Source organism: Arthrobacter sp. OAP107 (genome assembly GCF_040546765.1).
Taxonomy (GTDB): Bacteria; Actinomycetota; Actinomycetes; order Actinomycetales; family Micrococcaceae; genus Arthrobacter.
Genome location: NZ_JBEPOK010000001.1, coordinates 4,472,967 through 4,493,532, shown reverse-complemented (window position 1 = coordinate 4,493,532; position 20,566 = coordinate 4,472,967). Strand labels below are relative to the sequence as shown.

The following is a 20,566-nucleotide window of genomic DNA, read 5'->3' as shown; positions in this document are numbered from 1 at the left end:
TTCTCATGAACGGCGCCGCAGAGACTTTCCATTCCGGTGGAGAAACCTGGGCGGCCCGAACGAATGGGGGAGGATCCCATGCCAGCAATCGTGATCGTCGGAGCCCAGTGGGGCGACGAAGGAAAAGGTAAGGCCACCGACCTGCTTGGCGGCCGTGTCGACTACGTAGTGAAGCCGAACGGCGGCAACAACGCCGGGCACACCGTCGTCGTAGGCGGTGAGAAGTATGAGCTGAAGCTCCTTCCGGCCGGCATCCTCAGCCCCAACGCCGTTCCCATTATCGGCAACGGCTGCGTCGTCAACCTCGAGGCCCTGTTCCAGGAGATCGACGGCCTCGAGGCCCGCGGCGCCGACACCTCGAAACTGCGTGTCTCCGCCAACGCCCACCTCGTCGCTCCGTACCACCAGGTGCTGGACAAGGTCACCGAACGCTTCCTCGGCAGCCGGGCCATCGGCACCACCGGCCGCGGCATCGGGCCCACCTATATGGACAAGGTGGCCCGCCTGGGCGTCCGCGTCCAGGACGTCTTCGACGAGTCCATCCTGCGCCAGAAGGTGGAAGGCTCGCTGCGCCAGAAGAACGAGCTTCTGGTCAAGATCTACAACCGCCGCAGCATCGAGGTGGAAGAGGTGGTCAGCTACTTCCTCTCCTTCGCCGAGCGTCTGCGCCCCCTGGTCATCGACAGCACCCTCGTGCTGAACTCCGCCCTGGACGAGGGCAAGGTGGTGCTCATGGAGGGCGGCCAGGCCACGTTCCTCGACGTCGATCACGGCACCTACCCGTTCGTCACCTCCTCGAACCCGACTGCGGGCGGCGCCTCGGTGGGCTCCGGCATTGGACCCACCCGCATCTCGCGGTCCATCGGCATCATCAAGGCGTACACCACCCGCGTGGGCGCAGGTCCGTTCCCCACGGAACTCTTCGACGAGATGGGCATGTACCTGCAGAAGACCGGCGGTGAATTCGGCGTCAACACCGGGCGCCCGCGCCGCTGCGGCTGGTACGACGCCGTACTGGCCCGCCACGCCTCCCGGGTGAACGGCTTCACCGACTACTTCGTCACCAAGCTGGATGTCCTCACCGGCATCGAACAGATCCCGGTGTGCGTGGCCTACGACGTCGACGGCGTCCGGCACGACGAAATGCCCATGACGCAGACGGAATTCCACCACGCCAAGCCGATCTTCGAGTACTTCGAAGGCTGGACCGAGGACATTACCGGCGCCCGCACGCTGGCTGACCTGCCCGAGAACGCCCGCAACTATGTGCTGGCCCTCGAGAAGCTGTCCGGCACGCGCTTCTCCGCGATCGGCGTGGGACCGGACCGCGACCAGACCATCGTGGTCAACGACCTGATCAACGACTGACGCCGGAAGCGTCCGGTAACACACAACTCAAGCAAGCAGCTCCCGACGGCGGCGGGTCACCTCACGGTGGCCCGCCGCGGTCGTCGTTAATCCGCTCTTTCTGCGGGAAGGCATGCCCGTCTGAAAAAAGTTTCCGGAACCGCGTAACCTCCCGGCCGGTCCCGGCGATTACCTATATGTAAGCGCCGGGACGAGGTTGTCCCCCATCGGCCTCCGTCCCGGCCTTCAATCAACCAAAGGATTTTTTTCTGATGAAGAGTGTTAGCAAGACCACCAAGATTGCTGTCGCAGCCGCCATTGTCGCTGTTGGAGGGTTCTCCGGCATCGGACTGGCCAACGCCGCCCAGGTTTCCAGCTCGCAGCACGCAGAGGTGACCCCCGCTACGCCCGCAACGCCGGCCGTTCCTGCCACCCCCGAGGTTCCGGCAGTTCCCGCCGTCCCGGCCACGCCGGCCACCCCGAAGGTTCCCGCCGTCCCGTCCGCCAAGGCCAAGGCTGCCGGCGAAGCTGCTGACGCAGCCGACGCCGCAGCGGAAGCTGACAAGGACAACGCCGCAGCCAACGCCAACGTCGCCGCCGGTGACAAGGCCGCGGGTGCCAGCGTGACCGCAGCAATCCCCGCCACCCCCGCTGTTCCCGGCGGTGCCGGTGTTCCGGCCACGCCGGCCGTCCCCGCCACCCCGGCTGTGCCGAACGTTGCTGACCACGTAGCCAAGCCGGCCGCTCCGTCCGTCGCTGCAGACGCTGACGTCAAGGCTGACGCTGCTGCCGACCTGCCCACCGGCAAGTAGTCCACAGCACGCGAAACAGGGCGTTCCCCGAATAGGGGCGTGAGGTGTGCGGCGGTTAGGCTTAACCGCCGCACACCCGCAGTAAAGGGAAGGACCGTTCCTTGGCAGCTCAGCTGACCGACGACGAATTGTCAGCAGCCCTGTCTGGCGACCCTTCCGGCTTTAGCGCTGTTTACAGCATTATTTCCCCCGCCGTCCTTGGTTATTTCCGGGCGCGCGGCGTGGACGATGCCGAAGCCCTCACGCAGGACGTCTTCGTGGATGTCCTGCCCAAGCTCAGCAACGTGCGGGGCGGCCACTCCGGTCTCCGGACATTCATCTTCTCCGTGGCGCACGCCCGGCTCGTGGACTACCGCCGCCGGTCCGCCCGAACCCCGCAGCTCACCGAATTCGATCCGCTCACGGACGACCGGCTGTCAAGTTCCGCCGAGGACGAGGTCCTCGGTTCGCTGGGCGGCATGAGCTCTGTACTGGCCATGCTCAACGAGGACCAGCGGGAAGTGCTGGTCCTGCGGATCGTCGCTGACCTTTCGGTTGAACAGGTGGCCGGCATCATGGACAAAACCCCCGGGGCCATCAAACAGCTCCAGCGCCGCGGACTCATCGCCCTGCGCGAACTCGTCAAGGAAAAGGACCACGCAGCATCATGAGTGTCACGCCGGCAGGCCGCGAAGAAGGAGAGATCCAGGCGATCCTCCTGGATTCCGGGCTCGAAGACGACGCCGATCTCCGCAGGTCCCTCGAAGAACTGCGCGGGTCCGCCCAGGATTCCGCACCCCAACCGCGGGCCGACCTGGCCGCACTGCTCGCTCACGGGGCGTGCGCTGCCGGCGTCCCCGCTTCGGCCGTACCCGCTTCTGACGTAACCGCCCAAGCGATGCGGCGCGCCTCGACGCCGGATGTCGCCAGCCTCGAACTGCACCGCCGCAACCGGCAGAGGCGGATGGGCTTTGTGGTGGGCGCCGCGGTGGTCGGTGCCATGGGACTTGGGGCCGGCGCTGTCGCAGCCTCCAGCGAGGACTTCCGCAACAGTGTGGGCCATACCGTGGTCCGGATCTTCCAGCCGACCAGCGAGACCACGGCGCCAACGCCGGTGCCCACATCGCCCGCCGACATTCCCGCGGCTCCGGCGCCGACTGTTGCTGCACCCAAGCCGTCTGTCACGGAAACGGCCGCACCGCCGTCGGTACCCGCGACGCCGGCCCAAACGGGTCCGGCTTCCTCCAGCTCATCGGCCGCGAACCGTCCCGCGGCTTCCAACGGAGCCCCGAAGGCCCAGACGCCCACGCCGGGCCGGCCCAGCCAGCTGCCCACGGTCCCCGGAACGGGCGTCGCGCCCAAGCTTCCGGCCAAGCCGCTGCCTGCAGTGCCCACGCTCCCGGGCGGTGTGCCTACGGTTCCTGCCAAGCCGGTCCCCGGCACGCCTTAGCCGACGCCGCACTCCCAAGGGGGCGGCGCCGGTGTGGACGGGCTACGCGGGCTGCAAAAGAGTTTTGAAAAAGTTTTGGAATCGGCGTAACCCATTGGGGTTCCCCAACGATTACCCAGATGAGAGTGCCGGGCTGGAAGTTGTTCCCCCATCAAATTCCAGCCCGGCATTTTTTATGCCGCGGGCCGGCGGCAGACACTCAGATATTCGGAAAACGCCGTCAAATGGCCGCAGGAGTAGAGTTGGGGCATGTCCCACGAAAACGATCCGGCGGTTATCGACCGACTCATGCGAACGAAGGGCACGTGGGCCGTTGTGGGCCTGACCCGGAATGAGTGGCGCTCGGCGTACGACGTCTCGCTGTATGTCCGGGACCGGATGGGCATGGAGATCATTCCGGTCAACCTGCCCGGCGAGGACGTGCACGGGGAGAAGGGCTACCGCTCGCTCGCCGAGATCCCGGCGGCAAAGCACCCGATCGACGTCGTGGACTGCTTCGTCAACTCCGAGAAGGTGGGGCCCGTCATTGACCAGGCCATCGCGGTCGGTGCCAAGGCGGTGTGGCTGCAGCTGGGCGTCTTCGACGATGCCGCCGTCGAGCGTGCAAAGGCTGCCGGGCTGGACGTCGTGGTGAACTCATGCCCCGCCCGCGAGGGATGGCGAGTGGGCATTTAGCCTGTTCAGGACTTCATCAGCTCCGGGTAGTGACGCTCGGTGACATCCGGGTGGGCACGCATCCGGCCCTTGAGCATGTTCAGGCCGAACGAGGCGAGCATCGGGTTGGACGGGTCGTCGGAAATGCCGCGCGCCTGCGCCTTCAGCTCCGCCGGGAGTGGTACCGGCTCAATCACCGCGTCGAGCCGGGGAGACCAGAAGAACGGCACGGAGTAACGGTCCACGCCGGGCGGCGGGGCCTTGACCCGGTGGATGGTGGCGGCCAGATAGCCCTCGGTGGCCACTTCGAGCATTTCGCCCAGATTCACCACCAGCGCCTCGGGGATAGGCTCCACCGGAGCCCAGGAACTTGCGCCCGGCGGCAGCACTTCGAGCCCGCCCACCTCATCCTGGAGGAGGAGGGTCACAAACCCGTAGTCCGCGTGGGAGCCCACGCCCTGGTCGCCCGCCGCTTCCACCACGCCGCCGACGTAATGGACCAGCTTGCCCATCCAGGCCGGAGTATCCCTGAACGGTTCCTCGAAATAGTCCTCCGGCTGCTGGAGGGACACGGCGATGGCCCGCATGAGCTCGGCCCCCACATTGGACATGAGCCCTGCCCAGGCCATGGCGGCGTCCTTCAGCTCCGGCATCGACTCATCCGGCCAGAGGTTGGGGCCTTGGAGGAGCCAGTAGGGCTGCTCAGGCGGATAGTCCTTCACAGGCTCCCGATCGGGTGAATAGTCGATCTGCTCGCGCGCATCCGCCCTGCCCTGCGTGACTTCCGTGCCCATCCTGGTGTAGCCGCGGAAATGCGGGGACAGCCGGTTATCCAACTTCATCCGTTCTTCGAGGGGCAGGTCGAAAAAGCGTTTGATCGTAGCCAGCAGCTCCGTGGCCTGGCCGGGCGCGCCGCCGTAGCCGATGACCTGGAAGAAACCGACGCGGTGTGTGGCGTCCCGGAGTTCCTCGATGAATCCAGGATTGAACGAGCCGTCGGCCCGGCGCGCGGAGCCGAGGTCGAGCACAGGTATGGTCTCCTGGGCAGCTGCCATGTTCGCAGACTAGCACCGCCCGGAAAGGGTTTGTAGGCTCGCTGCATGGATCCCGATGACCTGAGAAAAATCTGCCTGTCGTTTCCCGGCGCCTTCGAGGATTTCCCGTTCGGTCCCGAAACCTCGGTGTTCAAGGTCAGGGCAGCCGTGTCCGGCGGGGCAAGGCAGGAGGCCAAGATGTTCGCGGCGTCGGCCATGGATCCTGATGACTGGTCGGTGAGCCTCAAGTGCGAGCCCGCTCTGGCCGAACAACTGCGCGCCGTGCACCCGGAGATCACCGGGGCGTGGCACATGAACAAGAGGCACTGGAATGGCGTCCGGCTGGACGGGGCCCTGCCCGACGACATGGTCCGGGACATGGTGGAGGATTCCTACGACCTGGTGGTTGCCTCGCTGAGCCGGAAACAGCGGGAGCAGCTTGGCTGGGCGCGGCAGGTGGGCAATGACTGAAAAGCGCCTGGCACGCGGGGCCCTCAACTACCCGGAGATCGGTGCCACCGAGCACGGCGGGGCGCCGGCCGGCTACCGCCACCTGGCGTCCCGGACCTACCTTGGCGAAGGTACGGACGTCTACCGCCGGGTGGCGGAAGGGATCCTCACCTGGGAGCTGCAGCGCCGGTCAGGGCTGCGGGTCCGGACCGAGTCCGCCGTCGTTGTTCCCGGCGCGCGCGTGGTGAGCGGATTCGGCGTCGGGCCCTTCCGCCTCAACGTACCCTGTGAAGTGGTGTGGGTACACCGCCCGGTTCCGGGCGGCGGGCCTCAGTCCGCCGGCTTCGGCTACGGCTCCCTGCCGGGTCACCCGGTGCGCGGCGAGGAGTCGTTCGAGGCCGAGATCGACGGCCAGGGCCGGGTCTACCTCAGCATCACGGCGTTCAGCCGGCCTTCCAACTGGTTCTACGCCGCGGGTGGCACGCTGGCCCGCCGTGCGCAGCGCCTCATGACTTCCCGATACATTGAAGGTGCACGCCAACTCGCCGCAGGTGAAAGCTGATCAGGAGAGGACATGCTGGACCAAAAGAGCCTTGACCTTTTGTGGAACTTCGAGGATCCGAAGCTATCCGAGCAACGCTTCCGGGACGCGCTCGCCGACCCCCGCTACGACGCTGACGAGCGCGCGGAACTCACCACGCAGCTGGGGAGGGCCATCGGGCTCCAGGGCCGCTTCGAGGAGGCTGACGCGCTGCTCGACGCGATTGACGGCGACGAGCCGACGGTAGGTGTCCGCATCCTGCTGGAACGCGGCCGGGTCCTGAACTCGAGCGGGCACGCGGCCATGGCAGTACCGCTTTTTGAGCAGGCGGCCGAACTCGGCGACCATCTTGGCGAGGAGTTCCTGGCCGTGGACGCGCTGCATATGCTGGCCATCGCCTATTCCGCCCACGCGGAGATCTGGACCCGCAGCGCGCTGGAGTACGCCTCGACGGTCCACGACGAGCGGACCAAGCGCTGGATGGTGGCGCTGCACAACAACCTGGGCTGGACCCTGCACGGTGCGGGTCGGCTCACCGAGGCACTGGTGGAGTTCCAGTTGGCCGAACAGTGGGCCGAACGCGTCGGGACGCCGGCCCAGCAGAAGTACGCCCGCGAGGCCATCGAAGAGTGCGAGCAGGCGCTGGCCGCCCACTGACACAATCAAACCAACGGAAGGAACCCCGTGATATTCATCGTCGTCAAGTTCAAGGTCAAGCCGGACTGGTCCGACAAGTGGCCCGGCCTCGTGGCCGACTTCACCGAAGCCACCCGCCAGGAGCCGGGCAACCTGTGGTTCGACTGGTCCCGCAGTGTGGACGACCCCAACGAGTTCGTCCTTGTCGAAGCATTCAAGGACGATGCCGCCGGCGACCATGTCAACAGTGCCCACTTCAAGAAGGCCATGGCGGACATGCCGCAGGCACTCGCGGAGACCCCGCGCATCATCAGCCGCCAGCTCGACGGCGAGGGCTGGGACACGATGGGCGAACTCACCATCTAGATCCCGTTCGCTAGCATTAACGGCATGTGGATCGGCTGGATCGAGTTCGACATCCTCCTCGGCGACGTGCACAGCCTCAAGGAGAAGCGGTCCGTGGTGCGGCCGCTGCTGGCCGAGGTCAAGCGGCGCTACGACGTCTCCGTCGCAGAGGTGGGCGAGCACGAGCAGTACCGCCGCGCGAGGATCGGCGCCGGCCTGGTTGCCGCGGACCGCGCGCACCTCGTGGAGGTGCTTACCGCCGTCGAACGCTTCGTGGCCTACCGTCCCGAACTGGAGTTGCTGAGCGCCCGGCAACGGGAGATCCACAGCGAGGATTAAAGCAACGTGGGGTCACTTCGCGCCCAATCCCGGGGGATTATTGGGCGGTAAGTGACCCCGCGTCGGCAGCTGCTGGCCGGCTAGCCGAAGTACTTCGGCAGCGTGGCCTCGTGGGCTTCGCGGAGCGAGTCCAGCGAAAGGGTGTCCACGCCGTTGATCTCCAGCTGTCCGCTGGCTGCGTCCACCACGCCGATGCGCAGGTGCTCGAAGCCGCGGGCGGTGCACATGTCCTTGAAGCGGACTTCCTCGGAGCGCGGAACGCTCACGACCGCGCGGCCCTGCGTCTCGGAGAACAGCGCGGTGAAGAGGTCAACGCCGTCGCGGTCCAGGACATCCTGCAGGGCGATCCGGGCGCCCACGCCGTAGCGCAGCGACGATTCGACGAGGGCCGCGGCAAGGCCACCCTCGGAGAGGTCGTGGGCCGAGTCCACCATGCCGTCGCGGGACGCGTTGATCAGGATCTCGCCCAGTGCGCGTTCGGCCTCGAGGTCAACCTTGGGAGGCAGGCCGCCGAGGTGGCCGCGCAGATTGGACCATTCCGAGCCGTCCAGCTCGTCGGCCGTGGTGCCCAGCAGGTAGATGGCTGCGCCATCTTCCCGCCAGCCCGACGGCGTGCGGCGGGCGACGTCGTCGAGCTTGCCCAGAACTGCCACCACCGGGGAGGGGTGGATCGGCGTGGTGCCGGTCTGGTTGTACAGCGAGACGTTGCCGCCGGTGACCGGGATGCCCAGCACCATGCAGGCGTCGGAGAGGCCGCGGATGGCCTCGGCCAGCTGCCACATGACGTCCGGATCTTCGGGGGAGCCGAAGTTAAGGCAGTCGCTGACGGCCATCGGCACGGCGCCGGAGGTGGCAACGTTGCGGTAGGCCTCGGCCAGTGCCAGCTGGGCGCCGTGGTACGGGTCCAGGTAGGTGTAGCGGCCGTTGGCGTCGGTGGCCAGGGCCACGCCCAGACCGGATTCCTCGTCCACGCGGACCACGCCGGCGTCGTCCGGGAACGCCATGGCGGTGTTGCCGCCGACGTACCGGTCGTACTGGTTGGTGATCCAGGACTTGTCGCACATGTTGGGCGAGGCGACGAGCTCGGTGACGGCCGCGGCCAGTTCGGCCGGGGCGGAGGGGCGGCCGGCGTCCTGCACGGAGCCGGTGAACTTATCGGCCTGGACCGTGTCCTGCCACTCCGGACGGGCGAACGGGCGGTCGTAGACCGGACCGTCGTGCGCCACCGTGCGCGGGTCGACGTCGACAATGACTTCGCCTTCCCACGTAATGATCAGGCGGCCGCTGTCGGTCACCTCACCGAGCCAGGCGTACTCCACGGCCCACTTGTCCATAACGGCTTCGAACGCCTCGACGTTCTCCGGCGTGACCACTGCCATCATGCGTTCCTGGGACTCGGACATCAGGATCTCGCCCGGAGTCAGGGTGGGGTCGCGCAGCAGCACGGAGGTCAGTTCGACGTTCATGCCGCCGTCGCCGTTGGACGCGAGCTCGGACGTTGCGCAGGAGATGCCCGCGGCGCCGAGGTCCTGGATGCCCTCAACCAGCGAGCCCTTGAACAGTTCAAGGCAGCACTCTATGAGGACCTTCTCGGCGAACGGGTCGCCCACCTGGACAGCCGGGCGCTTGGACGGCTTGGTGTCGTCGAAGGACTCGGAGGCAAGCACGGAGGCGCCGCCGATGCCGTCACCGCCGGTGCGGGCACCGAACAGGACCACCTTGTTGCCCTTGCCGGAGGCATTGGCCAGGCGGATGTCCTCGTGGCGCATGACGCCCACGGCCAGCGCGTTGACCAGCGGGTTGCCCTGGTACACGGAGTCGAAGACCATCTCGCCGCCGATGTTCGGCAGGCCGAGGGAGTTGCCGTAGCCGCCGATGCCCGCGACCGCGCCGTGCATGACGCGGGCGGTGTCCGGGTGGTCGATGGCGCCGAAGCGCAGCGGATCCATCACCGCAACCGGGCGGGCACCCATGGAGATGATGTCACGGACGATGCCGCCGATGCCGGTGGCGGCACCCTGGTACGGCTCAACGAATGACGGCGAATTGTGGGACTCGATCTTGAAGGTGACAGCCCAGCCGTCGCCCAGGTTGGTGACGCCGGCGTTCTCGCCGATGCCCACCAGCATGTCCTTCTTCATCTCGTCGGTCACCTTCTCGCCGAACTGGCGCAGGTGGTTCTTCGAGGACTTGTAGGAGCAGTGCTCGCTCCACATCACGGAGTACATGGCGAGTTCCGCGCCAGTCGGGCGGCGGCCCAGGACCTTGACGATCTCGTCGAACTCGTTGCGCTTCAGGCCCAGCTCGGCCCAGGGCAGTTCGGTGTCCGGCGTCTTGGCCGCGTTCTCGACGGTATCGATGTTGAACTTCTTGGTCTCGGCGATCGAGCTGGTAGAGATCTCGGTCATTAGTTCGCTCCCACAATCTTGTTCAGTACCGAGGTGAAGAGACCGAGGCCTTCGGTGTCGGACCCGCCGATACCGTCCAGCGACTCGGGACCGAAGCCCACCTCCACGGCGTGCTCCGGGTGCGGCATGAGGCCCACCACGTTGCCGGCGGCGTTCGAGATGCCGGCGATGTCGCGGCGCGAGCCGTTCGGGTTGAAGCCCACGTAGCGGAACACCACGCGGCCCTCGGCCTCCAGGGCGTCGAGGGTCTTCTCGTCCGCGATGTACTGGCCGTCCTGGTTCTTCAGCGGCACCGTGATTTCCTGGCCCGCGGCGTAGTCCCCGGTCCAGTAGGTGCTGTTGTTCTCGACCCGCAGCACCTGATCGCGGCAGATGAACTTCAGGTGGTCGTTCTTAATCATGGATCCGGGCAGCAGGTGCGACTCGGTCAGCAGCTGGAAGCCGTTGCAGATGCCAAGCACCGGCAGCTTGGCGTCCGAGTTGGCGGCGTCGATGATTTTGGACATCAGCGGGGCGAAGCGCGCGATGGCGCCGGCCCGCAGGTAATCGCCGTAGGAGAATCCGCCCGGCAGGATGACGGCGTCGACGTCGCCCAGTTCGGAGTCACCGTGCCAGAGCTCCACGGGCGTGCCGCCCGCGAGCCGGACCGCACGGGAAGCATCCCGGTCGTCCAGGGTGCCAGGGAAAGTGACGACGCCGATCTTGGCACCTGCGAGGCGCGGCTGGGCGGCGACGGCGACTGCCTCGCCGATCAGGGGAAGTTCAGTCATCTCAGGCCTCGACGACCTCGACGTTCACGACGTCTTCGATCACGGGGTTGGACAGCAGGGTTTCGGCGGCATCGCGGGCCTGGGCCAGGATGTCCTCGGTCACCTCGCCGTCAACGGTCAGTTCGAAACGCTTGCCCTGGCGTACAGAGCTAAAGCTGGTGAAGCCCAGGCGGGGGAGTGCTCCCACGATGGCCTTCCCCTGCGGGTCCAGAATCTCGGGCTTGGGCATGACGTCGACAACGATCCGGGGCATCCGGCAACTCCTGTGCATGTACATTGGGTAAGGGCGCAGCGGAGTGTTGCCGTCTCACGCCATCCCTGAAATTGCCTGGCCGGTTCAAATGGCAGGGCATTCAAAAGGCATGGTGTGGACGGGCGCTCCGCGAGCTTGCATGCCCATTCTACCGGCCGCGGCGCACCAATCCGTATTCGGTGCGGCGGACGTGCGGCCGACGCCGGAGCAAGGGAAGAACGACGCCGGGTCTGGCCCGCCGTGGGCAGCCTCAGTAGGATTGCGTAATGGCTGAGAAACCGAAATCCGTCCTGTTGCCGGTGATGGCCGTCGCCGTGTTCGCCGGCCTCGGCAGGATGGTGATCCAGAAGATCAAGGCCGACCGTAAGGCCCGCCTCAAGGGCGTCGGACAGGACAGGGTGGCCGGTCCGGTGGACGAGAAGACGCGCCAGTGGATCAGCGAGGTGGTGCGCACGCCGCGGCAGTAGTTGCCCGGCCGTACAACCCCGGCAAAACAGACTTACACTCCGCAGGCGGGTGCCCTTCAGGGCGCCCGCCTGCTTTTTGATGTCCGTGTCGAACGTGATGACAAAAAAGTAAAAATTCGTCGAATGTGCCCTATGTCATATGCGGCTCTCAGTAGGTACTGTGGTGATCGGTCAGCGATTGCTGGGATCGACAGGACCTGTCATCTTCACGTGTCGTTGCCGCTTGCGCCCGGCAACGTAGCCGGGGCTGTTCCTTTATGAAAGGTTCAAACCACTCGTGAAATCAGCAGGAAAAAGCTTCTTCCGAAGTCGGGGGGCCCGGAAAGCAGCGGCACTGGTTGTCGGCTTGCCTTTGCTCCTTTCGTCTGTCGGCGCACTGCCGGCAACCGCGGCGCCGTCGCCGGTTTCGGTACCGGCCGCACAGCAAAAGAATGTCGGCCCCAACGGCTACTCCGCCGGCCGCTACATTGTGGTCCTGACCGAGAAGCCCGCTGCCACCTATGAGGGAGGCACGCCGGGCCTGCGGGCCACGAAGCCGCGGTCCGGCCGCAAGCTCGATGCCAACCGGGCAGAGGTGCGCCAGTACCAGGCCCACCTGGAGGCGAAGCAGGCCGCGCTGGCCGAGAAGGAACATGTGCAGATCCGCCGCAAGTACACGGCTGCACTTAACGGCTTCAGCGCCCAGCTCACCGCCGATCAGGCCGTGAACCTGGCCAAGGACCCCGGGGTCCTTGCGGTGGCACCCGACACCCAGCAGGCCCCGGACTACTCCACTACTGACTTCCTCAAGCTCAGCGGCGCCAACGGCACGTGGAACAGGCAGTTCGGCGGCAAGGCGGGCGCCGGCAAAGGTGTCGTGGTGGGAGTCATCGACTCCGGCTACACGCCTGGCAGCCAGTTCTTCGCCGGCAAAGATGTGGCGCCGCTGAAGGGCAATCCGCTGGTGGGCGTTCCCTACCGCACCGCCGGCGGCAACATCGCCATGCTGAAGGCGGACGGCAGCACCTTCGAGGGCGAGTGCCAGAAGGGCGAGAAGTTCAACGGAACAGCATGCAATTCCAAGGTCCTGAGTGCCAGGTACTTCTCGGACGCCTTCGAGCAGTCCGTCGCCAAGCCGGACCGGGCGCCGGAAGAGCTGATCTCGCCCGTGGACGTGGGCAGCCACGGAACCCACACGGCAAGCACCGCGGCCGGCAACGCCGACGTGGAAACCTTCGTTGACGGCCGCAGCTTCGGGCTGACCGGCGGCATCGCACCGGCCGCCAAGCTGTCCATCTACAAGATCTGCTGGGAAGACAACGATCCCAACACCGGCGGCTGCTACACCTCCTCCGCCGTCGACGCCATCAACCAGGCCGTCCTCGACGGCGTGGACGTGCTGAACTACTCGATCTCGGGAACCACGTCCACCACCACGGACCCGGTGTCCATGGCGTTCCTGTCCGCCGCCTCGGCCGGCATCTTCGTGGCCACCTCCGCGGGCAACTCCGGCCCGGAGGCCAGCACCGTCAACCACGGCGAACCGTGGGTCACTACCGTTGCCGCCAGCAGCTTCTCGCAGGAACTGCAGGGCACCGTGGAGTTCTCCGACGGCAGCAAGTTCCGCGGCGCGAGCATCATGAACCGTGAAGTGGCCGGCGCAGGAGTTGTCCTCGCCGGCGACGCAGCATCCGGACAGGCCGCCGACCCTGCACTGTGTGCGCCCGGCTCGCTCGATCCTGCAAAGATCGCCGGCAAGGTGGTGGTCTGTGACCGCGGTGTCTACGACCGGGTGGCCAAGAGCGCGGAGGTGGCGCGGGGCGGCGGCGTCGGCATGATCCTCGTCAACCTGACCGCGTCCTCGCTCGACGCCGACAAGCACTCCGTCCCCACCGTGCACGTGAACCCGCCTGCCACGGAGACCATCAAAGCCAAAGTGGCGGCGAACCCGGCCATCACGGTTTCGCTGGTCAACAAGGACACCACAGGACTCCCCGCCGAGGCACAGCCGCAGATCGCCGGCTTCTCCTCCCGCGGACCGCTCCTCGCCACGGACTCCGACCTGCTGAAGCCCGACGTTGCAGCGCCCGGCGTTGCTGTCCTGGCCGGCGTGTCGCCGATCGGCGCCGGCGGCGACCAGTTCGGCTTCATGTCCGGCACATCCATGGCGTCTCCCCACGTAGCCGGCTTCGGTGCCCTCATCCTGGGCAAGAACCCCACCTGGTCCCCGGCCGCCGTGAAGTCCGCCATGATGACCACCGCCAGCGACGTCAAACTCGCCGACGGGAGCAAGAACACGGACGTCCTCGCCACCGGTGCAGGGCAGGTCGATCCGGCCCGCGTCCTGGATCCGGGTCTCGTCTACGACGCCAGCACCGACGACTACCTGCGGTTCATCCAGGGCACCGGAATGGACCTGGGCATCCAGGGACTCGGCAGCACCCGGCCCCGCGACATGAACGTCCCGTCCTTCTCGCTCGGAAACCTGGCCGGCAGGATCGAGGTCACCCGCACGGTGACAGCGCTGACACCGGGCGTGTACAGCGCCAAGGCCAGCGTGCCCGGAGTGAAGGTGACGGTAACGCCGTCGGTCCTGTCCTTCAACGCGGCAGGCCAGAAGCGCACATTCAAGGTGGCGTTTGAAAACCAAAGCGCCAAGCTGGGCGAGTTCGCCGCGGGTTCGCTCACATGGCGGGGCGCCAACAAGACGGTGACCTCACCGATCGCGGTCCGGCCGCAGTCGGTGGTGGCTCCCAAGAACATTGCCTTCACCTCCCAGGGGGCCAACGGTTCCGGGAACATCGGCATCGTCTCGGGTACCAACTCGCCCGTCAACGTGACGCTCGACGGCTTGTCGAAGGCCGACTCGTCCGCCATCGAACTCGTGCCCGGTCCCTTCCGGTACGCGGCGGATGCCTCGAACTTCGTCAAGACCGTTGACGTTCCGGCCGGCGTGCCGCTGGCCAAGCTGTCCGTGATTTCCGCGGATGAGAATGCCGACTTCGACATGGTGGTCATCACCCCGGACGGACAGGGAATCGTGGTGGCCACCTCCTCGGCGAGCGAATCTGTGTCGATTCCCAACCCTGCCGCAGGGACTTACCAGATGTTCGTGAACCTCTATGACAGCCCCAACCAGCAAGCAACCAAGGCCTCCGTCGATGCTGCGGTGCTGGGGGCCAATGAGGGCAACGCCACCGTGACGCCTGACCCTGTCCGCCTTGCGAACGGGCTCAGCGGCAAGCTCGCCCTCAGCTGGAAGAACCTGGCACCGGGCTCCTACATCGGACGAATCACGTTCGACGGGGCCAGTTCACCGACGTTCGTGAACGTTGTGGTGGCGGAGGGCGGCGCCGTCGCGGTTGCACCGGCTTCGGAAGATCCGAAGAAAAAGAAGGAAGAGGGGAAGGTCCAGAACGAGGACCTGGCGCCGTCACCGGATAACTCCGTTTAGGAAGGTCCCGGAACCGGGCTCCCGAAAAGGGCCCCACAGCGAAGGCCGGCGGGCGTGGCACAAAATGCCAGGGTCCCGCCGGCCTTCGCCGTGCCATGCCCCGTTCGGGCAGCCCACAACTCTTCCGGCGCGCGTCTGTGGATGTCCAGTTTGCTCGGGTGGCGCAGGGATCAGATGGCGCCCGTGGAGCCGGCCACCCCGCCCAGGAGCGGAGACAGGGCCCGCCAGCGGGCAATTTCACAGCCGTCCGTCAGGGAAAACCGGGAGTTCACCGTGCGGCCGTTGAAGGTGCCGGTGACCACGGCAACCTGGGGGCCGCCGTACTGCTGGGTACACAGCTTGGGCGGGCCGGGTTCGGGAAAAAAGATCCGTTCCCCGAAGCGTCCGACGGCGGCGATCGCCGCCGCTGGGTCCGGGAGCGTTGATTCCACCAGCTGGCCGGAACGGCTGACGAGGACAAAGACGTGTTCCGGGCCGCCGGGCGTGTGGGTGAGGGCGACGGTCAGTTCGAGGTCCGTGTCCGGGTGCAGGCCGGTGTCCGGGCCCCGGCCCGGGGACGCAGGTGTATCGCTCATCGTTCCGTCTCCGTTTCCAGGCTGTCGAAGAGCGGCATGAGGGCGGCCAGCAGCCGGCCGCGCAGCTCCTGGGCCTCGGCCGAGAAGGCGCGCTGCTGCTCGACGTACGCCGCCTTGCCGTCCGGGGTCTCAATCGGAATGGCCGGGTAGCCCCAGTCCGTAAGGTCATAGGGGGAGGCCTGCATGTCCATGGCCCGCACCCGCCACGACAGCTCGAAGCAGTCCATCACGAGTTCGCTCGGCAGGGCCGGGGAGAGCTTGTACGCCCACTTGTAGAGGTCCATATTGGCGTGCAGGCAGCCGGGCTGCTCCATGGTCCTCTGGTTCTCCCGGCTGGGGGACAGCTCGTTCAGGGGTATGGCGTCGGGTGTGTAGAACCGGAACGCATCGAAATGCGAGCAACGGATCCTGTTGTCCTCAACCACCTTGTCCGTGCCCGCGCCGCCCAGCCGCAGCTTGAGGTACTCGTGGCGCAGCTCGAATTTCTCCTGCCGGTAGACCATGGCCCACTCATGCAGCCCGAAGCAGCCGAACTGTGCCGGCCGGGCGGCCGTTCCGGCGAGGATGATCCGGGCAAACACGAGGGCGTCGCGCCGTTCGGCCAGGAAAGCCCCACGGTCTAACGCCACTGCCGAGCTGCCGGCGGGGAGGCCTGCGCCGGCCAGCTCACCGCCGTCGAGCGTTTTGTAGTATTTCCAGTCCCGGCGGGCGGCAGCCTCCGTTCCGGAGAGCACCACGCCGTCCCCGGGATGCCAGCGCAGCAGCTGGCCGGGCTTTTGCGTGTAGTACGTGAAGAGGAAGTCCTCCACGGGATGCTTCCGCCCCGCTGACCGGCGGGCAAGATAGGGATCAGCGTACCGGCGCACCCTGCGCACGTGGGCCGCTTCCCGTTCCCGCCATTCGGCGGATGAGAGGACCCGGGCAGCGGGGGTCGTCAATGCAGTGCCTGCCACAGTGCTAGAGCGCCCCGCCCGCAGCACCGAGGATGTCCTTAGCCGCGTTCCAGGCGCCGATCTGGCAGCCGTCCCGCAGTGCGAAGGAGGTCTCCACCGGCGTGCCGTTGACCTCGCCGGTCACTATGGCCACCTGCGGTCCGCCGTACTGCTGCGTGCAGGAGATGCCCTTCGGCGGAGCGGCGGCGTTGACGATGGCGGCGTTGTTCTTCAGGGCCGTGCAGGCTGCGGCTGCGTTGGGGTGCTGGCTCTCGGCCATCGGTGCGCCGGCTTTGCAGACCAGCGTGTAGTTGACGGCCTTGCCGTCCTTCGACGCTTTGACCGTGATGGACAGTTCGGCATCGCCGGCGCCGAGACCGGACGGTAGAGGAGAAGCGGAAGGGGGCGCGGGCGCTGGGACGGTCGTCACGGCATCGGGCGGTGTAGAGCCGGGCGTCGGGGCGCCGGGAGTGCCCGTGCTTGGCGTGCCGGTTCCTGGTGACGAAGCGCCTGGTGATGAAGTCCCCGGTGATGAAGTCCCAGGGGAGGCGCTGGTGGCACCCGGCGTGGACGAAGGCTGGCCGGTTCCGTTGTTCGGGGTGCAGGCCGCGAGACCGCCCGTCGCAGCGAGGGCGAGCAGCACAGAAATCAGTTGCTTGCGCATGCCGGGTCTCCTCAAGTTTTTCCCATTCTACCGTCGGGGCCCCCGGCGGTACGGTACAGGCGGATAACGGTACGCGGCAATTGCTAACGGAAGGGTATCGATTCTTGGGGGCGTCCGCGGTATGTTTCTGACATCAACGGGTGCGCGGCATAAACAGATAGTGATGACGCCCATGGGGGGCAGAGCGTCCAGTTCGTGGGACCGAAGGTCTACAGGTCCTGAACAAAGGAAGGCATCCCCCATGATCCCTCAGCAATCCACTACCCGCCCCGGACACAGCAGAAGACTGCCGGCCATATTTGCCGCCGTCCTTGCCATGGTCATCGGCCAGGGCCTCGCCGGACCAACGGTTGCTGCACCGGCTTCGGTGCAGCCAGCCGCGGCGCTGCCATCCGCACTGCAGCCGGCAGCATCCCCGCTCGACGACGGCCACTACATCGTGATGCTCAAGGACAAACCGCTGGCCACCTACTCCGGCGGCGTACCAGGCATCCCCGGGACCGCCGTGCCGAAAGGGAAGAAACTGAACCCCTCCGGCCCCAACTCTCGCAAATACGATGCCCACCTGAAGGCCAAACAGCGGCAGGCGGCGGCGTCCAGTGGCGTGACCATCAGTAGGAGCTACACCCTGGCCCTAAACGCCTTCAGCGCAGTCCTCTCCGCCGCCCAGGCGAAGGCGCTCGCCGGTGACACCGACGTGCTGGCCGTGGTCCCGGACAGCATGCGCAAGCCGGACTACTCGAGCACGGACTTCCTCGGCCTGCCCGGCGGCGACGGCGTGTGGAACCAGCAGTTCGGCGGTACCGATGAGGCCGGCAAGGGCATCGTCGTCGGCATGCTGGACACCGGCTACACGCCCGACAACCCGTTCTTCGCCGGAGACACCGTCGACCCGCTCTCCGGCACCCCGGACGTGGGCGTGCCGTACCGCCTTCAGGGCAACGTGATCGCCATGCGCAAGGCCAACGGCGGGACCTTCGTGGGTGACTGCGTGGCCGGCGACTCGTTCGACGGCACCGAATGCAACAGCAAGGTCATCGGCGCCAGGTTCTACGACAAGGCGTACAAGGCGGCCGTTCCTCCGGAGTTCCGCTCCCCGAGTGAGAAGTTCTCGCCGCTGGACGTCAACGGCCATGGATCCCACACGTCAAGCACCGCAGCGGGCAACAGCGACGTCACCCAGACTGCGGGCGGGCGCGACTTCGGCAAGAGCTCAGGCGTTGCGCCCGCGGCCAAGATTGCCGTGTACAAGGTCTGCTGGGAGGGAGCCATTCCGGAGGCTACCGGATGCGTTGAATCAGACATTCTCAACGCCATCCAGGATGCCGTCCTCGACGGCGTGGACGTGCTGAACTTCTCCATTTCAGGAAACAACAACTCCACTGTCGATGCCGTTTCCCTCGCGTTCCTCAACGCCGCGGCCGCCGGAATCTTTGTGGCTGCCTCCGCCGGCAACTCCGGCCCGACGGCCTCGACCGTCAACCATGCAGGTCCCTGGATCACCAGCGTTGCAGCCTCGACGTTCGACAACACCCTGCGCGGAACCGCGGAACTGTCGGACGGAAGCAAGTTCGCCGGTGCAAGTGTCATGAGCAGCGAGGTGGACTCCAAGCCGATCGTGCTGGCCGTGGATGTGAAGACGGCCGCCGCCCTGGCTGCGGACGCGGCGCTGTGCGCGCCGAATTCGCTGGACCCCGCCAAGGTTGCCGGCAAGATCGTTGTCTGCGACCGCGGCGTTGTGGCACGCGTTGACAAGAGCGCCGAGGTCAAGCGCGCAGGCGGCGTGGGCATGGTCCTGGTCAACCTGACGCCCGGTTCGCTGGACGCCGATCTGCACAGTGTGCCCACAGTGCATGTGGGCGACCCGAAGATCAAGGACGTGGTGAAGGCGACCCCCGGCATGACGGCAAGCCTGAAGGCGACCGACACCACCGGAGCCGAACCCCCGCCCGTGCCGCAGATTGCCGAATTCTCCTCGCGCGGACCCACCCTGGCGTCCAACGGCGACCTGCTCAAGCCTGACGTTACCGCTCCGGGTGTGGCAGTGCTGGCCGCGGTTTCGCCGGTCGGCTTCAAGGGCGAGACCTTCGGGTTCCTGTCGGGCACGTCCATGGCGTCGCCGCACATCGCCGGCTCGGGAGCGCTGCTGTTGGGCAAGAACCCGACGTGGTCGCCGGCAGCCGTCAAGTCCGCCATTATGACCACGGCCTACGACCTGGTCGATGCAAAGGGCACGGACGTGCATGACGTCTTTGCCCAGGGCGCCGGCCATGTTGATCCCGCCCGGTTCGACTCCCCGGGACTCGTGTACGACGCGGGCATCAGCGATTGGATGGGCTTCCTCCAGGGACAGGGAATCGACCTTGGCGTCGCCCCCATCGCAGCCAAGGACGTCAACCTTCCGTCTGTGGCGCTGGGCGCCATGTCCGGCAGCCAGACGGTCACGAGGTCGGTCACGGCGGTGACGGCAGGAACGTACCGGGCGACGATCAGCGTCCCGGGCATCACCGCCACGGTCAGTCCGGCAGAGGTAACGCTGGCTGAGGGTGAAAGCGCCACGTTCACCGTAACGTTCACCACCGCGGGGGCTGCGCTGAACGCGTACTCCACCGGATCCCTGACGTGGACCTCAGGCGACAACACCGTCCGCTCGCCGGTGGCGGTCCGGCCGGTGGCCTAGCTCTGACAATTCAAAAAGTGCCGTTAATTCCAGCACGGATGACGCCGGGACTCACCGCTGGTGAGTCCCGGCGTCGTGCATTTTCCGGCTGGATGCCGGGCAGCGAAAAGCGTCGGACCGGCGATCGTTAGTGTACGAATCATTCGTGTATCCTTGATAGTGGCAGTCGACCCGGAATGGAGTGGGTAGCGTGGCAAAAGAGAACGGCGCACAGCGGTTCATGCGGGCAACCGGTAAGCTCAGGGCGGTGTTTGGCCCAGCCAACAGGAGTTCGCTGGTGCACGACATGACCGAGGAGAACCGCAAGCTGCTCGCGCAGCGCGAGGCCGAGACGCAGCAGTGGGAAACCGTTCACCGTCCGGACGGCAGCACGTACGTCGTACCCCGCAACCCTGACGACAAGTCCCTGCGTTAGGAATTGCTGAAGGCCGTTGCCGGTGCTCCGGTCCGGCGATTGAAGGATTGCCGGCCGGGGTTCATTTCCGTGGTCCCGGCGTAAAATAAGGGCACTGGCAGTCGAAGGGCAGACGCTCTGACGCCATCAAGCAGGGAAGGGGGTGGGACACGTGGCACATGTGCTCACTGGCTTCATGAACCTGACAGACCGGCTCCGATTCGTATTCGGCCCTGCCGCCGTAGGCGATACAGCTGCTCCGGTGGTTCACCTGCACGACGATTATGAGCATGCTTCAGAGGATGATTTGGCCCAGTTCGAAGTCGAGACCGACTCGGAGGGGCACCACTATGCTGTCCGCAAGAGCGACCTGGACAAGTGAGGGGCCCTTTTTGAATTGAAG

At 66.4% G+C, this 20,566-nt stretch carries 22 protein-coding genes; 15 read left to right on the top strand and 7 right to left on the bottom strand.

The window, feature by feature from the left end; all coding sequences use genetic code 11:
* Positions 1-78: 78 nt before the first annotated feature.
* From ABIE00_RS20600 to ABIE00_RS20580, 5 genes are all read left to right on the top strand, one after another.
* The gene (locus ABIE00_RS20600) at positions 79-1,368 is read left to right on the top strand and encodes an adenylosuccinate synthase (RefSeq protein ID WP_331570029.1); all 1,290 of its coding nucleotides are present in this window, start codon (positions 79-81) and stop codon (positions 1,366-1,368) included.
* Positions 1,369-1,619: 251 nt separating this feature from the next.
* Complete coding sequence (locus tag ABIE00_RS20595) at positions 1,620-2,159, top strand: hypothetical protein (protein WP_354262513.1); 540 nt, start codon at positions 1,620-1,622, stop codon at positions 2,157-2,159.
* A gap of 101 nt (positions 2,160-2,260) precedes the next feature.
* Positions 2,261-2,809: an RNA polymerase sigma factor gene (locus ABIE00_RS20590; protein WP_354262512.1), complete on the top strand. Its 549-nt coding sequence runs from the start codon at positions 2,261-2,263 to the stop codon at positions 2,807-2,809.
* Positions 2,806-3,588, top strand: coding sequence for a hypothetical protein (locus tag ABIE00_RS20585; protein ID WP_354262511.1), 783 nt, complete (start codon positions 2,806-2,808; stop codon positions 3,586-3,588). Before ABIE00_RS20590 ends, ABIE00_RS20585 begins: the two co-directional genes overlap by 4 nt.
* Before the next feature lie 249 nt (positions 3,589-3,837).
* Entirely contained in the window at positions 3,838-4,263 is a 426-nt protein-coding gene (locus tag ABIE00_RS20580) for a CoA-binding protein (protein WP_354262510.1), read from the top strand.
* 5 nt (positions 4,264-4,268) lie between these two features.
* Here ABIE00_RS20580 and ABIE00_RS20575 read toward each other — a convergent pair whose 3' ends face one another.
* Positions 4,269-5,297 carry an isopenicillin N synthase family dioxygenase gene (locus ABIE00_RS20575; RefSeq protein ID WP_354262509.1) on the bottom strand — a complete coding sequence of 343 codons (1,029 nt, stop codon included), beginning with the start codon at positions 5,295-5,297 and terminating at the stop codon, positions 4,269-4,271.
* A 45-nt stretch (positions 5,298-5,342) separates the two neighbouring features.
* Here ABIE00_RS20575 and ABIE00_RS20570 point away from each other — a divergent pair, with 45 nt between their 5' ends.
* The 5 genes from ABIE00_RS20570 to ABIE00_RS20550 are packed head-to-tail and all read left to right on the top strand — an operon-like array spanning position 5,343 to position 7,587.
* Positions 5,343-5,747, top strand: a complete 405-nt coding sequence (locus ABIE00_RS20570; RefSeq protein WP_354262508.1) for an MmcQ/YjbR family DNA-binding protein — start codon at positions 5,343-5,345, stop codon at positions 5,745-5,747.
* Entirely contained in the window at positions 5,740-6,288 is a 549-nt protein-coding gene (locus tag ABIE00_RS20565; protein WP_354262507.1) for a DUF1990 domain-containing protein, read from the top strand. The genes ABIE00_RS20570 and ABIE00_RS20565 overlap by 8 nt, the downstream gene beginning before the upstream one ends.
* A gap of 12 nt (positions 6,289-6,300) precedes the next feature.
* Entirely contained in the window at positions 6,301-6,924 is a 624-nt protein-coding gene (locus ABIE00_RS20560; RefSeq protein WP_354262506.1) for a tetratricopeptide repeat protein, read from the top strand.
* A 27-nt stretch (positions 6,925-6,951) separates the two neighbouring features.
* A complete protein-coding gene (locus ABIE00_RS20555) occupies positions 6,952-7,269 on the top strand; it encodes a putative quinol monooxygenase (protein ID WP_354262505.1) in 318 nt (105 codons plus the stop codon).
* 24 nt (positions 7,270-7,293) lie between these two features.
* Entirely contained in the window at positions 7,294-7,587 is a 294-nt protein-coding gene (locus tag ABIE00_RS20550) for a DUF503 domain-containing protein (protein ID WP_354262504.1), read from the top strand.
* Between the two features lie 80 nt (positions 7,588-7,667).
* Here ABIE00_RS20550 and purL read toward each other — a convergent pair whose 3' ends face one another.
* Genes purL through purS form a run of 3 tightly spaced genes read right to left on the bottom strand, consistent with a single transcriptional unit; the run spans position 7,668 to position 11,018 of the window.
* Positions 7,668-9,995, bottom strand: a complete 2,328-nt coding sequence (gene purL, locus ABIE00_RS20545; RefSeq protein ID WP_354262503.1) for a phosphoribosylformylglycinamidine synthase subunit PurL — start codon at positions 9,993-9,995, stop codon at positions 7,668-7,670.
* Positions 9,995-10,765, bottom strand: a complete 771-nt coding sequence (gene purQ / locus ABIE00_RS20540) for a phosphoribosylformylglycinamidine synthase subunit PurQ (protein ID WP_354262502.1) — start codon at positions 10,763-10,765, stop codon at positions 9,995-9,997. The genes purL and purQ overlap by 1 nt, the downstream gene beginning before the upstream one ends.
* A gap of 1 nt (position 10,766) precedes the next feature.
* Positions 10,767-11,018 carry a phosphoribosylformylglycinamidine synthase subunit PurS gene (gene purS / locus ABIE00_RS20535; RefSeq protein WP_003798434.1) on the bottom strand — a complete coding sequence of 84 codons (252 nt, stop codon included), beginning with the start codon at positions 11,016-11,018 and terminating at the stop codon, positions 10,767-10,769.
* Positions 11,019-11,284: 266 nt separating this feature from the next.
* Here purS and ABIE00_RS20530 point away from each other — a divergent pair, with 266 nt between their 5' ends.
* Both ABIE00_RS20530 and ABIE00_RS20525 read left to right on the top strand, forming a co-directional pair.
* Positions 11,285-11,485 carry a hypothetical protein gene (locus ABIE00_RS20530; protein ID WP_354262501.1) on the top strand — a complete coding sequence of 67 codons (201 nt, stop codon included), beginning with the start codon at positions 11,285-11,287 and terminating at the stop codon, positions 11,483-11,485.
* A 277-nt stretch (positions 11,486-11,762) separates the two neighbouring features.
* The gene (locus ABIE00_RS20525) at positions 11,763-14,918 is read left to right on the top strand and encodes a S8 family serine peptidase (protein WP_502914248.1); all 3,156 of its coding nucleotides are present in this window, start codon (positions 11,763-11,765) and stop codon (positions 14,916-14,918) included.
* A 170-nt stretch (positions 14,919-15,088) separates the two neighbouring features.
* Here ABIE00_RS20525 and ABIE00_RS20520 read toward each other — a convergent pair whose 3' ends face one another.
* Genes ABIE00_RS20520 through ABIE00_RS20510 form a run of 3 tightly spaced genes read right to left on the bottom strand, consistent with a single transcriptional unit; the run spans position 15,089 to position 17,089 of the window.
* Positions 15,089-15,493 carry a serine protease inhibitor gene (locus ABIE00_RS20520; protein WP_354262500.1) on the bottom strand — a complete coding sequence of 135 codons (405 nt, stop codon included), beginning with the start codon at positions 15,491-15,493 and terminating at the stop codon, positions 15,089-15,091.
* Positions 15,490-16,431, bottom strand: a complete 942-nt coding sequence (locus ABIE00_RS20515; RefSeq protein ID WP_354262499.1) for a 3-methyladenine DNA glycosylase — start codon at positions 16,429-16,431, stop codon at positions 15,490-15,492. Before ABIE00_RS20515 ends, ABIE00_RS20520 begins: the two co-directional genes overlap by 4 nt.
* 19 nt (positions 16,432-16,450) lie before the next feature.
* Positions 16,451-17,089: an SSI family serine proteinase inhibitor gene (locus ABIE00_RS20510; RefSeq protein WP_354262498.1), complete on the bottom strand. Its 639-nt coding sequence runs from the start codon at positions 17,087-17,089 to the stop codon at positions 16,451-16,453.
* Between the two features lie 241 nt (positions 17,090-17,330).
* Here ABIE00_RS20510 and ABIE00_RS20505 point away from each other — a divergent pair, with 241 nt between their 5' ends.
* The 3 genes from ABIE00_RS20505 (at position 17,331) to ABIE00_RS20495 (ending at position 20,545) form a co-directional block, all read left to right on the top strand.
* Positions 17,331-19,769 (top strand): S8 family peptidase, encoded by a 2,439-nt coding sequence (locus ABIE00_RS20505; RefSeq protein WP_354262496.1) that lies wholly within the window; start codon positions 17,331-17,333, stop codon positions 19,767-19,769.
* 220 nt (positions 19,770-19,989) lie between these two features.
* Positions 19,990-20,184, top strand: coding sequence for a hypothetical protein (locus ABIE00_RS20500; RefSeq protein WP_395405379.1), 195 nt, complete (start codon positions 19,990-19,992; stop codon positions 20,182-20,184).
* 175 nt (positions 20,185-20,359) lie between these two features.
* Positions 20,360-20,545: a hypothetical protein gene (locus ABIE00_RS20495; RefSeq protein WP_331569984.1), complete on the top strand. Its 186-nt coding sequence runs from the start codon at positions 20,360-20,362 to the stop codon at positions 20,543-20,545.
* Positions 20,546-20,566 lie beyond the last annotated feature (21 nt).